The sequence below is a fragment of the Streptomyces sp. NPDC059452 genome, from assembly GCF_042750035.1.
Lineage (GTDB): Bacteria > Actinomycetota > Actinomycetes > Streptomycetales > Streptomycetaceae > Streptomyces.
The window spans coordinates 1-13722 of sequence record NZ_JBHYVE010000011.1; the positions used below are offsets into that span (position 1 = coordinate 1).

Consider the following 13722-nt stretch of genomic DNA (forward strand, 5'->3'; position numbering starts at 1 on the left):
CCCCTCGGGCGGACGGCACCCGGGCCCGGCCCGGTCGCGTCGCGGGGCGACAGCGGTGGGCGCTCACGTTCGAGGCGAATTGGCTTGATTCGCATGGGTACCATCGTCGCTACACCCAAGCCCACCGCGTCGAAGGCCGAGGAACACATGTCCGGAAACCACTCTTCTTCCAGCGTCACAGCGGACTACGCACAGCGGGTCGCGGACGACTTGGCGGCCAACCTGAGCGACCAGGAGCGGGTGCGCGCGGAGTTGGCGCGGCTTCAGGAGGAGCTCGTCCGCCTGGAGGAGAGCCAGCAGGTCCTGACGAAGATGCAGGACGTACTCGGCGCCACCGGCACGTCGACGGCGAAGAACGGCAAGGGCCGCAAGCGGACCGCCGTCCCCGCGGCCCGCCGCTCCGGCGGCAGGGCGGCGTCCCGGAAGGCGGGCACCGCCCCGGCCGGACGCAAGGCCTCCGGCAAGACCGCCGCCAAGAAGGGCACTTCGCCCAGGAAGCCCGGAGAGCCGACCTGGCGCGAGCTGATCACCGCCTACCTCGCGGGTGAGGGCGAGCCCAGGTCCGCCACGGAGGTCGCCGCCGGGCTGACCGAGGCCCACCCGGAGCGGACCGTCCAGGTGACCGTCGTGCGCAACACGCTGGAACAGGGGGTGGCCCAGGGGCTGTTGGAGCGCTCCAAGCAGGGGCGTTCGGTCTTCTACAGCGCGGTGTCGACGGTCCCGGCGCAGCCGGACGCCTAGGCTCCGCCCCCTTTTACAGTTCGCTCTCTCAGGTCGTCCGCGCGAAGTCGCCGCCAACCTCGTACGAGGTGCCGTCGGCGGTCCGCGCCGTGGCCCGGTACATGTCCGGCCCGGCGTCACGGCCGCCCGGGGCGTGGTCGTACTGCCCGGCGAAGACATGGGTCCCGGCCGGTACCGTCCGTCCGGCCCTCAGCGTCCAGCGGTGGACGAGGACGCCGTCCCGTTCGCGTACGGAGAGGTCGAAGTCCCCGTCCGGCCGGGTCTGCCAGGTCCCGGTGGAGCGGACCCGGCCGTTCTGCGCCACGAACATCGTGATCCTGCGGAAGTGGATCGCCCCGGAGGAGCTGCCCGCCGAGGTGGGAATCACCACCATCACGCTCGCCGAGCTCTCGGCCGGTCCGCACGAGGTCCGCAGGAACGACGAGCAGAGCGACTACGACGGCTTCGGAGGACTGGACGAACTGCTCACCGTCGTGCCGGTGAGCCTGCCTGCGGTGCTCCACGGGCAGATGACCGTGGGCCGTACCCCTGGTGAGGGGTACGGCCCACGGCTGCGTGCGGCTCCCGGACGGGATCGGGTGGCGGGCGGGGGCGGCCGGGGCTAGCGGCTGCCGCCCTCCAGGTAGTTCTGGAGGCCCGGGACCTTGAGCGTGCCGCCGAACTGGCCGGCCTGGACCACCTTCACCTTGGTGAAGAAGGCGAAGGGCACGTTCAGCGGGGGCGGGGTCTGCGGGCTGAAGGTGATCGGGATGAGGCCGAAGAGGTTGCCCTTCAGCTCCTCCGTGTACATCGTCACCGTGCCGTTGCGGATCGTCGACGTGGAGCCGGGCCGCGACTTCACATGGCCCGTGGTGCCGGCCGGGCCGACGGTGAGCTGGTGAAGGTCCTTGATGTCGATGGAGCTCGCGGTGAACTTGAGCACCTTCTTGATGCTGCCGTCCGCCTTCTTCACCTCGACGATCCCTTTGTAGTCCAGCCCGTTGAGCGTGAGCAGCGAGGACTCCAGGACCCATGGGTCGGCCGGGAGCAGCGGGATGCCGGGCTCCAGGGCCGCCGCGGCGAGGGCCTGCGGGTCGGCTTCGGGGCAGGGGAAGCGGGGCTTGGCGCCGTCCGGGATGTCCTCGTCCTTCTTGGGGTCGAGTCCCTTGACGTCCTCGTCGAGCTCCTCGACGTCCCGGCCCGCCTTCTCGGCCGCCTCGCGGATGGCGTCGGCCGCTTTGTCGGAGATGCCCTTCGCCTGGTCGGAGGCGTCCTTCGCCTGGCCGTCGGAGGCGCCTTTCGCCGGGTCCTTCGGCGGGGCGTCCTTCTCCGGGGCCTTCTTCTCCGGGGCCTTCGGCCGGCCCGGGGGCTTCGGGGCGTCGGCCGTGGGGGTCGGGGACGGGCTCGCCGTCTCCTCGGGCTTCTCCCCGGCCTTGTCCTTGCCCCTGTTCGGGTCGAAGAGGTCCTTGAGCGCGTCGCCCAGACCGAGCGGGTCGAGCGGGTTCCTGGACTTGGTGGGCGCCGGGGTGGCGCTCGGCTCCTCGGCGGGCTTCTCCGGGGAGGGCTTGTCCGCGGGGGGCTTCCGCGCCCGGTCCGCCGCCGTGTCGGGCTTCTGCCCGGCCACCGGGTCCTCGGTGGCCGGACCGCTCTCCGTGGGGGCCGGGGTAGCGGTGTCGTCCTGGCCCGGCTCCTTCTCCGTACCGCCTTTGTCCGGCGCCTCCGTGGGCGTCGCCGACGGGGTTGGGGAGGCCTTCGGGGTCTCGGACCCGGTCTCGGAGGGGCTCGGCTCGTCGGAGCGGGTGACGCACGGGCCCGGTGCGAAGGGGATGTCGGGGTTGCCGTCGGCCATGGCGAGCTTGGGCGTGAGGCCCATGCCCACGAAGACCGCCGTCGGCATCGCGGCGAGCGCGAACGCCTTCTTGCCGCTCGGCATGTGCAACTTGGTCAGCAGCGACTTCTTGGGGGCCGCGTGGCGGGGGCCCTTGCGCTCGCGGGGGACGTCACCGGCGTACGCGTCCTTCTGGTGCCCGTCGTCACCCCGCACGATGTGTCCCCCCGTCCAGCCCGTCGGCCGTGTCGTGGTCGCCCGGCTGCTGCCGGGGAACGGCCGCGCCGTGCAGGGCGCCCTCGTACCCGCTGCCCTCCGGCTGCCGCTTGTCCAGGGCCGAGGGGACCGCGTGCGGGTCCTCCGCGTCCGGCTTCGGCTCGCCCGGCGCCCAGGAAATGGACAGGGCTCCGCCGACGAGCGCGAAGAGGAATCCGATCAGGAAGCCGCCGATGTTGGCGACGGGAAGGGAGATCAGCGCGAGGAGGATGGCCGCCACACCGGCGAAGACCCGCACGATGCTGTGGAACCACATGGTCAGGCCGAGCGTGATCAGCAGGACCCCGATGATGAGGGACCCGGCACCGGCGGTGGTGGACATCGCCAGCGTCATATTGCCGAGCTTGAGGTCGGCGTACGGGAAGTAGGCGATGGGCGCACCGCCCAGCATGGTGAACAGACCCGCCCAGAACGGCCGGTTACCCCGCCAGGTACGGAATCCCCGCCGGTAGACGGTGAGGTTGTGCTTGTTCTGCCCTGTGGACTCGGGGCTCATGGAAAACAGCTCCCTGGAACCGGTACTGCGGTGAGAAGAGGAGGGGGGTGGCCGGACGGCCGCCCGGCCTGCGGGCGTGGTCCGGCCACCCGGGGCGAGTGCTTAGAAGCACTCCTTGACGCCCGAGTGCAGCCTCAGCTTCAGGTCGCTGAGCTTGAAGGTGCCGGCCGTGGTCGCCCACGCCGTCTGCTGCACCTTGGTCAGGACGGCCCCGTCCGCGCGCTGCGCGAAGCCCTCCTCCTTCGCCTGCGTACCGGGCTGGATGCCTATGCTGCCCGGCTTGTTCGGCTTCTTCAGCGAACCGGCGGCGACACCGATGTCGATGTTCCGGAACTCGGCGTCCGCGTCGAGCTGCGCGATGTCCAGGTAGAGGTTGGTGGCCTCGACCGGCTTCTTGGGGTTCGTGCCGGCCCTCAGCTCAAGGCTGACGTTGCCGAGGAAGGGGACCTTCGGCGTGACCACCGACTGGCACATGTTGGTGATCGTGGCCTTGCTGAAGCCCGAGACCGCGACCGCGTGCGCCGCGTCCTTGCCGTCGAGGTCCTTGCCGACCGCGACACTGCCGTACTGGACGAAGTCCTCGCCCTCCAGCCGGTCGGTGCTGACCTTGAAGCTCTGACCGGACACGCTGAACGACGCGGCCAGCGCACCCTGCGCGAGACCGACACCCACCGCTGCGGTCGCGACGACGCTCGGCACCATGACCAGAGCGAAACGCTTCCATCTCGTCCCACCGCGAACCTGGGAACTCATAACTTGCTCCTTCTTCTCGGACGTACATCTCCGGCCGGGCAGGAAACCCGTCCTGGGATGGGAGAAGCGCTACGTCCTCGGGAAGGAGAGCGCCTGGAAACGGAGGCATGTCCCGCATCCGATCCACCGGCGTTCACCCCCGAGCGACAAACCACTGGCTGCACGGTGTGCACAGCCGGTCGGACAGGCCCCGCCTGTCGGCGGGAACCCCCCTGTCCACGGCCGGCGCCACTGCCGCCGGCCCACTCGGTGGGGACCCAACAGGCCCTCAGGCACCGGCTGGGGACCGGGCTGGAGGTATGGGACCGAGCGTGGCCGATCGTGGTGCATTCGGCGCCGCCGCACAAGGGGGTTCGTTACTTGCCAGTAACGACCTGATATCCAAGCCGCGACCGGGCGACACGATGCGGCCACACAGGGTGGCACGAAAGGGACAGGAAAATACCCGGAAACTCCATGGAAACGGGGCAGACCAACCACCCCGACTTACTGCCAGTAACAGCACGTCGCTTTGTCAAGATTTGGTAAAGGGAGGGCCCCTCTTAGCGCCCGGACGGCAAAACGGCCGCGATACCCGAGGGGTATCGCGGCCGTCTTGTCACATCGGCACAAACAGCTCGATCAGAACAGAACGCGCGCCAGGGCGGTACGGGCGGCGGTGACCCGGGGGTCCTCCGGACCGATCACCTCGAAGAGCTCCAGGAGCCGCAGCCGGGCGGTGTTCCGGTCGTCGCCGGTGTTGCGGCGGACCGCCTCGACGAGCCGGCCGAAGGCGTCCTCGACATGGCCGCCGACCAGATCCAGGTCCGCGGCGGCGATCTGGGCGTCCACATCGCCCGGGTTGTCCGCCGCGTCCTTGCGGACCTGCTGCGGGTCCATCGTCTGGACCCGGCCGAGCAGCTCCGCCTGGGCGAGGCCGAGCTTGGCCTCCGGGTTGCCCGGATCGTCCACGAGCACGTTCTTGTACGCCTGCACGGCGCCGCCGAAGTCATTGGCGTCGAGCGCGGAGGCGGCGGCCTCCAGCAGGGAGTCGTACGGGCCGGCCGGCACCTCGGCCGGGGCGGCGTCCGCCGGGGCGTCCGGGTCGACGGCGATCCCGGTGAGTCCGAACCGCTCCTCGCCGACCTGGATCAGCTGGTCCAGCGTCTCGCGGATCTGGGCCTCGGGGGCCGCGCCCTGGAAGAGCGGGAGGGCCTGCCCGGCGACCACGGCGAAGACCGCCGGGATGCCCTGGATGCCGAACTGCTGCATCAGCATCTGGTTGGCGTCGACATCGACCTTGGCCAGCAGGAAGCGGCCGTTGTACTCGACGGCCAGGCGCTCCAGCAGGGGGCCCAGCTGCTTGCACGGCTCACACCACTCGGCCCAGAAGTCGATGACGACCGGGACCTCGGCGGAACGCTGGAGGACATCGCGCTCGAAGCCTGCTTCATCGACGTCGATCACCAGGGCGGCGGGCGCCACGGCACCGGTGCCCCCCGTACGGGCGGCCGCTGCACGGGCCTGCTCCGCCTTGGCCTTGGCCTCGCCGGCCGCCTTGACAGCGGCGAGGTCGACAACGCCGCTCATGGACATGTTCCTAGGCTGCATACGTACATCCTCCCCCCTGACCACACCGTTCCGGAAAGCGATACGGGAACCGGACCCCGGTCCGCGGCACCGGCCGGAGTGCCGGGCGGGCGGACAGAGACGGCCCCAGGGCCCCTGAAGAACCCCGACGGGGCTTTGAAGAACCCCGGCAGGGACCTTCGAAGAACCCCCGTGGGGCCCCTGAAAGAACCCCGTGGAACGGAAACGGGTCCCTGAAAGACCCTGGTGGACCTTCCGGATCCCCATCCGGCCGGTCCGTGCGGCTCCGGGTCCCCACCCGGCGCCTGAGGTCTCCATGGAGACCCCGGTGGCTGTCGCTCGTTCGTGGCATGCGGGGGCGGGCCAGCCGCCTTCCTTACGCTACGACCCGTAGCGTAACTGCCGATCAGCCCACCGGAACAGGCCATCCCGGTGATCTGTCTCACGGAGTTAGGGGTGGAACGGCCATCCCTACCGGCCGGTATGGTCGCCGCATCATGAGCGACACCGACCCCAAAGCCACCCGAACGGGACGTCCGCGCTCCACCGCGGCCGATGCCGCGATCCTGGAGGCGACGCGCGCCTCCCTGGTCGATCTCGGCTGGTCGAAGCTGACCATGGGCGATGTGGCGACCCGGGCCGGAGTCGCCAAGACGACCCTGTACCGGCGCTGGGCGGGCAAGAACGAGCTGGTCGTGGACGCGGTCGCCGTCCTCTTCGACGAGCTGGAGCTGCCCGACCGGGGCAGCCTGGCCGCCGATGTCCAGGGCGTGGTGCTTCAGTTCGCCGCCCTGCTGGAGCGGCCGGAGACCCGTACGGCGCTGATGGCGGTGGTCGCCGAGTCCACCCGGGACGACTCGCTGCGCCGCCGCATCCGCTCGGCCATCGTGGACCGGCAGAAGCGGCTGGTGCTCCTGGGGCGGGAGCGCGCCCAGGCCCGCGGCGAGCTGCGGTACGAGGACGACGCCTCGACCGCCGCCCGCAACGCGGACCTGATCTTCGACGTGATCGCCGGGGCCGTGGTGCACCGGACGCTGGTGAGCGCGGAGCCGGTGGACGCCGAGTGGGCGAGCGGGTTCACCACGCTGTTGCTGCTGGGGCTGTCCGGCGCCCAGGCGGGGTAGCGCCCTTCACACCTGGTAGCGGCCCGGCGCGAGGAGTCGCGAAGAGTGCAGCTGCTCCGCCACCCGGGCCGAGGTCCGCTCCAGCGCCTCTTCCCTGGAACAGTTCGCCGCCTCACGGGACCGGCTGACCATCAGATCTACAGGACGACACCACGAGTCGAACCTCAGCGGTCGGCGCAGATCTCCTTGACGGAACGGCTTACGCCTTCCATGCCCGGCTCGTGGATCCCCGCCACCGGCCTGGCGTACAGGCCCTCGTACTGGGGCAGGCCGCCCCAGCGGCACATGGCGTCGGCCCAACGGTCGGCCCACTCCTGCAGCTCCTCGATCTTGGTGGCCTCGGCGAGCTCGGCAAGGCGCTTCACGTGGACCGAGTGATACACATTGGTGTTCTTGCCGTCGATCTTCTTGATGAAGTTCGTCGGGTAGACGGTTTTGTTCACCACTTCCCAGGGGACCTTAAGCTCGGGAGAGTCCGGTCCGACCTGTCCGATTTCGATCCACTCGCCCTTCACCGGGGACGACGACAAGGGGTCGTATTCTCCGACGTACGCCTCAACAGCGGTGTTTTTCGAGACGTCGATCGACAGGGTGTTCTTCTTCGGAAAGGATGCTTTTGACAGGACCAGGTTGACTCGCCGGTCATCAACGCGATGGTTCTGCCACCGTGACGGATCCTTCGCAGAGGCGAGACCGAAATCCCCTTCTCCTGGCACGGTGACGGTGGCATCTTCAAGATCGCTGTCCACTGTGCGGACGTAGAGGAACCCGGTCAGACCGTATCGGGAATTCGCCACGTCCGGTGCATCATAGAGCGGCAGAAGTTTCGCCATGGTCCGGGATGACTTCAGGACGAGATCACGTGCGCGTTCGTCCCCGGAAGCGAGCCAGTACTGCCAGGCGGAGGACAGCGCCGACTGCCAGCCGTTAAGGATGTAGCTGTTGGGGTGCTGCGGCACCTCGGCGATGGAGACTCCGTGCGAGTCCCGGTACAGCACGCCGCCTTTCTCGGCCGGTACGGTGAGCGAAAGGAATGCCTTCTCGGCCGCGTCCAGCAGCTCCTGGTCCTTGAGGACCTTACCGGCGTCGTACAGGCGGTTGGCGTAGTAGCCCTGAGTGAGCGCGGAGTAGTGGCGCTCATAGAGTCGACTGCCACCCCCCGCTTCATACCAGAAGACAAGGGAATTCTCGTGCGGCACCATTCTGTCCACGGCAGCGTGGGCGACGGTGCTGAGAGCGTCCTTGAGGGCGGGTGTGGGACTCTTCTCATACTGCTTCAGATAATCCTGGAGCACGTAGGTCGGGTAGATCGGGTGCTCGTAGACAGTTCCGTCACCCGCATCCTTTCCCGGGTATCCGTCCTCTGTCCAGGCGATCTTATAAAAATCCTCAGCCATGAAGGAAAAGCCGTCCGAGAAGGCCGGCATTGCCTTTTCGCGACTCTCTGATATAGGGGCGCCGACTTCCTTCGGCTCCTTGCCCCCCATGGTGCAGCCGGACGTTATCATGAGCGCAGCCACCGCTGTTGCGAGAAATCTCGTGCGTATCATGCGGCTCCGCTTTCTTTGACAATTCATGTACAGCTGCCGGGTTCCTTGAGGGTTCTTCATCCTAACTGCGGGGCCGGTACCGCCTGTCCGCAGCCCCTCAGGTGCCCCCCAGTCCAGGGCTTTCGCGTGCGAAGCCGGTTCCGGTCACCGGCCGCTGCCGGGACTGTACGGCCCCGACTCCCTGCGCGCCCTCAGCGGGGGTGCGGGCGGCGGGGCGCTGTTCACCCTGACGTTCGGCACGGAAGGCCCGCCCGGCTCACGCTGACGCTCGGCACGGAAGGCCCGCCCGGCTCACGCTGACGCTCGGCACGGAAGGCCCGTGGAACGCGGGCCCTCCGCCGTAGGACTCAGAACCCCGGCGGCTCCGTGTACGTCCCCCACTCCTCGCGCAGCGCCTCGCAGATCTCGCCGAGCGTGGCCTCGGCCCGTACCGCGTCCAGCATCGGGGCGATCATGTTCGAGCCGTCCCGGGCGGCGGCCAGCATCGCGTCCAGGGCGGCGCTCACCTTCGCGTCGTCCCGGGCCGCCTTGCGCGCGGTGAGCTGGCTGACCTGGTCGCGCTCCACCTCGTGGCTGACCCGGAGGATCTCCAGGTCGCCGGTGACCGAGCCGTGGTGGACGTTGACGCCGACGACCCGCTTGTCGCCCTTCTCCAGGGACTGCTGGTACTGGAAGGCCGACTCGGCGATCTCGCCCGTGAACCAGCCGTCCTCGATGCCGCGCAGGATGCCGGAGGTCATCGGCCCGATGGGGTGCTGCCCGTCGGGGTGGGCCCGGGTGCCGCGCTCCTTGATCTGGTCGAAGATCTTCTCGGCCTCGGCCTCGATCCGGTCGGTGAGCTGCTCCACGTACCAGGAGCCGCCCAGCGGGTCGGCCACATTGGCGACGCCGGTCTCCTCCATCAGCACCTGCTGGGTGCGCAGGGCGATCTCGGCGGCCTGCTCGGAGGGGAGGGCAAGGGTCTCGTCGAGGGCGTTGGTGTGGAGCGAGTTGGTGCCGCCGAGGACGGCGGAGAGCGCTTCGACGGCCGTCCGTACGACGTTGTTGTACGGCTGCTGCGCGGTGAGGGAGACCCCGGCGGTCTGGGTGTGGAAGCGGAGCCACTGCGCCTTGTCGGTCTTGGCGCCGTACGTCTCCTTCATCCAGCGGGCCCAGATGCGGCGGGCGGCGCGGAACTTGGCGATCTCCTCGAAGAAGTCCAGGTGCGCGTCGAAGAAGAAGGAGAGCCCGGGGGCGAAGGTGTCGACGTCCAGGCCCCGGGAGAGGCCGAGCTCGACGTAGCCGAAGCCGTCCGCGAGGGTGTACGCGAGCTCCTGCGCGGCCGTCGCCCCGGCCTCGCGGATGTGGTAGCCGGAGACGGAGAGCGGCTTGTAGGCGGGGATGTCCCGCGCGCAGTGCTCCATCAGGTCGCCGATGAGGCGCAGATGCGGCTCGGGCTGGAAGAGCCACTCCTTCTGCGCGATGTACTCCTTGAAGATGTCGGTCTGGAGCGTGCCGTTGAGCACCCCCGGGTCGACGCCCTGGCGCTCGGCGGCGACCAGGTACATGCAGAAGACGGGGACGGCCGGGCCGCTGATCGTCATCGAGGTGGTGACGTCGCCGAGGGGGATGTCCTTGAACAGGGTCTCCATGTCGGCGGCGGAGTCGATGGCGACCCCGCAGTGGCCGACCTCGCCGAGCGAGCGCGACTCGTCGGAGTCGCGGCCCATCAGGGTCGGCATGTCGAAGGCGACGCTGAGTCCGCCGCCGCCCGCCGCGAGGATCATCTTGTAGCGCTCGTTGGTCTGCTCGGCGTTGCCGAACCCGGCGAACTGGCGGATGGTCCAGGTGCGGCCCCGGTAGCCGGTGGGGTGCAGGCCCCGGGTGAAGGGGTACTCCCCCGGCCAGCCGATCCGCTCGAACCCCTCGTACGTGTCGCCGGGGCGGGGCCCGTACGCGGGCTCCACCGGGTCCCCGGAGAGCGTGGTGAAGTCCGCGTCGCGCTTGCGGGCCTTGTCGTAACGGGCCTGCCAGCGGAGGCGGCCTTCCTCGATCGCGTCAGCGTCCATGGTTCGAATTTACTAGGACGTCCTAGTAAATGTCGATGGCAAACCGCCCGGCGCTTTCGCGCGGGGCGGTCGGATCAAGCCTTGGCGGGCTCCGGGGCGGGCTTGGTGACCAGCGCCTGGGCCTCGCGGCTGACCTTCGGCTCGACAAAGAAGGAGGCGAAGGGGATGCAGCCGGCCGCCAGCACCCACAGGAGCCTGCCGAACGGCCACTTCGCCTTGGAGCCGAGGTCGAAGGCGAAGATGACGTAGACGATGAACAGCACGCCGTGGATCTGCGAGATCACCATGGTGTCGCCGGTCTGGAACCCGTACTTCGCGATGATCGCCACCGTGAAGACGAGCAGCCAGACGGCGGTGACGTAAGCCATCACCCGGTAGCGGGTGAGCACGTTCTGTTTCATGGACACGAGCGTAACGGGGCCCCCGGGGCGATCTTCGCGCGGGCCCACCGTTAAGGGGACGCCACGCTCACCCCTCAAGGAGACGCCGCGCTCACCCCTCGTCGAAGTCCTGCGCGGCCACCCGCAGCGGCCGGAGCATGGCGAAGATCTCCGCGCACTCCTCCGCGTCGTACACCCCGAGTCCGAAGTCCATCGCCATCAGCTCCCGGGTGGCCGACTCGACGACCTCGCGCCCCTTGTCGGTGATCGAGGCGAGCGTGCCCCGGCCGTCGTTGGGGTTGGGGCGCTTGCTCACCAGGCCGGACTTCACCAGCCGGTCCACGGTGTTGGTGACCGAGGTGGGGTGCACCATCAGCCGCTCCCCGATCTTGGACATCGGCAGCTCACCGGCCTTGGAGAAGGTCAGCAGCACCAGCGCCTCGTACCGGGCGAAGGTCAGCCCGTACGGTTTCACGACGGCGTCGACCTCGGCGAGCAGGATCTGCTGGGCCCGCATGATCGAGGTGATCGCCCCCATGGAGGGCACGGGTCCCCAGCGCTGCTGCCAGAGGTCCTCGGCACGGGAGATGGGATCGAAGGGAAGGCTGAGCGGCTTCGGCACGGCATCGACCTTACCCACTGGTCACATGCCGGTCAGCCCCATCTCGCCCTTCGATATCGGACACTTGTCCGTGGGCCGTCCGGCGGACCTCGGCGACGACGAGGAGCGAGACGGCGGTACCGATGATTCCGGATGCGGCGACCACCTGATGGACGGGGAAGAACTCGGCCGCGAGCCCCGCCAGCGCCATCCCGAGGCCCTGGATCGTCATCAGCCCGGCGGTCAGCAGCGTCATCGCCCGGCCGCGCAGCTCCGGGGGCACGGCGTCCACGAACCACTGGTCGAGCCCGATGACGTACGCCGCACCCATCCCGGCCAGCGCGAGGGCGGCCAGGGCCAGCGGCAGCCCCGGGCGGACCGCGTACACGACCAGCGGGAGCAACCCCACGGCGGCGACCGGCAGCACGATCCGGGAGCGGGTACGGGGCCGGAGCGCGGAGCCCACGAAGAGCTCGGCCCCCACATGCCCCACGGCCATCGCGCCGAGCAGCAGCCCGACGGCGGCCGGACCGGCGTCGATCCGGTCCGCGTACGGGGCGGCCAGCGCCTCCGGGGCGACCACGAACATCGCGGGCAGCCAGGACAGCAGCATCAGCGCCCGGATCCGGCGGTCGCCCAGGACCAGCCGCGCCCCCGCCAGCGACTCCCTCAGCAGGGGGCCGCCGCCCGCCCCGGCCCGGGCGGGACGGTCACGGGTGCCGAAGCGGAGCAGGACGGCCGAGCAGAGGAACGTCACCACGGTGACGGTGATCGCCCCGCGCGGGGAGAGCGCGGCCAGCAGCACCCCGCCGACGCCGAACCCGACGAGCATCGCGCTCTGCGAGACGATCCGCAGGAGGGAACGGCCCAGGACATAGAGGTCGCCCTCGCCCAGGATGTCGGTCAGGGCCGCCATCCTGGTCCCGGTGAAGACCGGCGCGACGGCCGCCACCAGGCAGCGCAGCACGAGGAGTCCGGCGACCGGGGTGGCGGGCACCAGCATCACGGCGACGCAGGCCGCGCAGATCAGGTCGCAGGTGACCAGGACCCGGCGGGCCGGGTAGCGGTCGGCGACCCCGGCGAAGAGCGTCCCGCCGATCACGTACGGGATCAGCCCCAGCGCGAACGTCAGCGCGCTGAGCAGCGGGGAGCCGGTGAGGTCGTAGACGAGCACGGTGAGGGCGAGTTCGCTGACGACGACGCCGAGGAGCGAGAGCAGATGGGCGGCGAAGACGGCGCGGAACTCGGTGACGGCGAAGACGGCGCGGTAACCGGCCGACGGGGCGGAGGAAGATCCCTGGGGCATGGGAAGAGCCTGGGGCGGAACGGCCGCGCGCCCTAGACTTTCGGCTGGGGACGAATGTCCGATGCCCAGGCGGGGAGGCCGGTATGCCGTTCCAGCTGCACTTCGACGAGAGCGACCTGCTGCGCTGCCGGTTCGCGCTCTCGCCGCTGGTCGAGACCCAGGAGGCCGTGCGCACCCTGGCCCGCCCCTACCGCCACGGCTACCACCTGCCCTGGCTCCGGCGGATCCGCGAGGCGGCCGCGGGCCTCGACCTCGAACCGTTGTGGCTGCTGATGCCGGACGGCGGCCACAACCCGGACTTCATCTGCCCGCCGCCGATCGGCCCGCTCGCCACGTTCGAGGAGGAGATCGCGGGCGTCCGGGCGGTCGGTCCGGAGCTGGCCCTGTCCGATATGGAGCTGGCCCTGAAGGAACGGCCCGGGGCACGGGAGTCGGCGGTGGGCCGCCGTCTGCTGGCCGATCCGGCGCGTGCCGTACGCGAGCTGGCCGACCTGCTGGAACAGGCCTGGCAGGCGCTCATCGAGCCGTACTGGCCCCGGCTGCGGGCCCTGCTGGAGGCGGACATCGCCTACCACTCCCGCCGGCTCGCGGACAGCGGGCTCGAACAGTTGCTGGGCGAGGTGAGCACCCAGCTGAGCTGGAACGGATCGACGCTCACCGTGAAGGGGACGCGGGGCGACCACCACCAGGTGCTGGGCGGCCAGGGGCTGGTGCTGATGCCGAGCGTCTTCGTCTGGCCCGAGGTGGTGGGAGGCCACCTGGAGCCGTGGCAGCCGGGACTGATCTACCCGGCGCGCGGGATCGGCGGGCTGTGGACGGAGGCCGGGGAGCGGACGCCGGAGACCCTGGCCCGGCTGCTGGGCCGGGTCCGGTCGGACGTCCTGTGCGCGCTGGACGAACCGGCCGGGACGACCACCCTGGCCCACCGGCTCGGCCTCGCCCCCTCCTCCGTATCGGCGCATCTGTCGGTGCTGCGCGGGGCGGGGCTGCTGACGTCACGGCGGTACGGACACCAGGTGCTGTACGAGCGGACACCGCTGGGGATCGCGCTGGCGGGATCCGTCTGAGGAG

General features: G+C 69.9%; 14 protein-coding genes and 1 pseudogene. 4 read left to right on the plus strand and 11 right to left on the minus strand.

The genetic code is table 11. The annotated features are described in order from the left end of the window. Window positions 1-147: 147 nt before the first annotated feature. Window positions 148-741 carry a hypothetical protein gene (locus ACFW9Z_RS16460; RefSeq protein ID WP_384640578.1) on the plus strand — a complete coding sequence of 198 codons (594 nt, stop codon included), beginning with the start codon at window positions 148-150 and terminating at the stop codon, window positions 739-741. Window positions 742-769: 28 nt separating this feature from the next. Here the strand turns inward: ACFW9Z_RS16460 and ACFW9Z_RS16465 are convergent, their stop codons facing one another. Continuing rightward, window positions 770-1051, minus strand: coding sequence for a hypothetical protein (locus ACFW9Z_RS16465; RefSeq protein ID WP_384641133.1), 282 nt, complete (start codon window positions 1049-1051; stop codon window positions 770-772). Here ACFW9Z_RS16465 and ACFW9Z_RS16470 point away from each other — a divergent pair. Beyond that, window positions 1017-1181 (plus strand): annotated as a pseudogene (locus ACFW9Z_RS16470) (VapC toxin family PIN domain ribonuclease); the annotation flags it as partial. The gene ACFW9Z_RS16465 and the pseudogene ACFW9Z_RS16470 sit on opposite strands and share 35 nt — an antisense overlap. A 161-nt stretch (window positions 1182-1342) precedes the next feature. Here the strand turns inward: ACFW9Z_RS16470 and ACFW9Z_RS16475 are convergent. The 4 genes from ACFW9Z_RS16475 to ACFW9Z_RS16490 form a co-directional block, all read right to left on the minus strand. Then, window positions 1343-2764: a hypothetical protein gene (locus ACFW9Z_RS16475; protein ID WP_384640581.1), complete on the minus strand. Its 1422-nt coding sequence runs from the start codon at window positions 2762-2764 to the stop codon at window positions 1343-1345. Next, window positions 2754-3320: a DUF6114 domain-containing protein gene (locus ACFW9Z_RS16480; RefSeq protein WP_384640584.1), complete on the minus strand. Its 567-nt coding sequence runs from the start codon at window positions 3318-3320 to the stop codon at window positions 2754-2756. The genes ACFW9Z_RS16475 and ACFW9Z_RS16480 overlap by 11 nt, the downstream gene beginning before the upstream one ends. A gap of 102 nt (window positions 3321-3422) precedes the next feature. Next, on the minus strand, window positions 3423-4073 hold the full coding sequence (locus ACFW9Z_RS16485; protein WP_384640587.1) for a DUF6230 family protein: 651 nt from the start codon (window positions 4071-4073) through the stop codon (window positions 3423-3425). Window positions 4074-4694: 621 nt separating this feature from the next. Beyond that, window positions 4695-5663 carry a tetratricopeptide repeat protein gene (locus ACFW9Z_RS16490; RefSeq protein WP_384640590.1) on the minus strand — a complete coding sequence of 323 codons (969 nt, stop codon included), beginning with the start codon at window positions 5661-5663 and terminating at the stop codon, window positions 4695-4697. A 476-nt stretch (window positions 5664-6139) separates the two neighbouring features. Between ACFW9Z_RS16490 and ACFW9Z_RS16495 the strand changes: the two genes are divergently transcribed. Beyond that, window positions 6140-6766, plus strand: a complete 627-nt coding sequence (locus ACFW9Z_RS16495; protein ID WP_384640593.1) for a TetR/AcrR family transcriptional regulator — start codon at window positions 6140-6142, stop codon at window positions 6764-6766. 6 nt (window positions 6767-6772) lie between these two features. Here the strand turns inward: ACFW9Z_RS16495 and ACFW9Z_RS16500 are convergent, their stop codons facing one another. The 6 genes from ACFW9Z_RS16500 to ACFW9Z_RS16525 form a co-directional block, all read right to left on the minus strand. Beyond that, window positions 6773-6898: a hypothetical protein gene (locus tag ACFW9Z_RS16500; RefSeq protein ID WP_384640596.1), complete on the minus strand. Its 126-nt coding sequence runs from the start codon at window positions 6896-6898 to the stop codon at window positions 6773-6775. A 32-nt stretch (window positions 6899-6930) separates the two neighbouring features. Then, window positions 6931-8286: a D-glucuronyl C5-epimerase family protein gene (locus ACFW9Z_RS16505; RefSeq protein ID WP_384640599.1), complete on the minus strand. Its 1356-nt coding sequence runs from the start codon at window positions 8284-8286 to the stop codon at window positions 6931-6933. Between the two features lie 377 nt (window positions 8287-8663). Continuing rightward, a complete protein-coding gene (locus ACFW9Z_RS16510) occupies window positions 8664-10364 on the minus strand; it encodes a methylmalonyl-CoA mutase (RefSeq protein WP_384640602.1) in 1701 nt (566 codons plus the stop codon). A gap of 74 nt (window positions 10365-10438) precedes the next feature. After that, complete coding sequence (locus ACFW9Z_RS16515; protein WP_384640605.1) at window positions 10439-10765, minus strand: DUF3817 domain-containing protein; 327 nt, start codon at window positions 10763-10765, stop codon at window positions 10439-10441. Window positions 10766-10856: 91 nt separating this feature from the next. Next, window positions 10857-11366, minus strand: a complete 510-nt coding sequence (locus tag ACFW9Z_RS16520; protein ID WP_384640608.1) for a MarR family winged helix-turn-helix transcriptional regulator — start codon at window positions 11364-11366, stop codon at window positions 10857-10859. A gap of 10 nt (window positions 11367-11376) precedes the next feature. Further along, window positions 11377-12651: an MFS transporter gene (locus ACFW9Z_RS16525; RefSeq protein WP_384640611.1), complete on the minus strand. Its 1275-nt coding sequence runs from the start codon at window positions 12649-12651 to the stop codon at window positions 11377-11379. 83 nt (window positions 12652-12734) lie between these two features. On the opposite strand from ACFW9Z_RS16525, the gene ACFW9Z_RS16530 reads away from it, so the two are divergent. Next, window positions 12735-13718: a DUF5937 family protein gene (locus ACFW9Z_RS16530; protein ID WP_384640614.1), complete on the plus strand. Its 984-nt coding sequence runs from the start codon at window positions 12735-12737 to the stop codon at window positions 13716-13718. The last annotated feature ends 4 nt before the right edge of the window (window positions 13719-13722 follow it).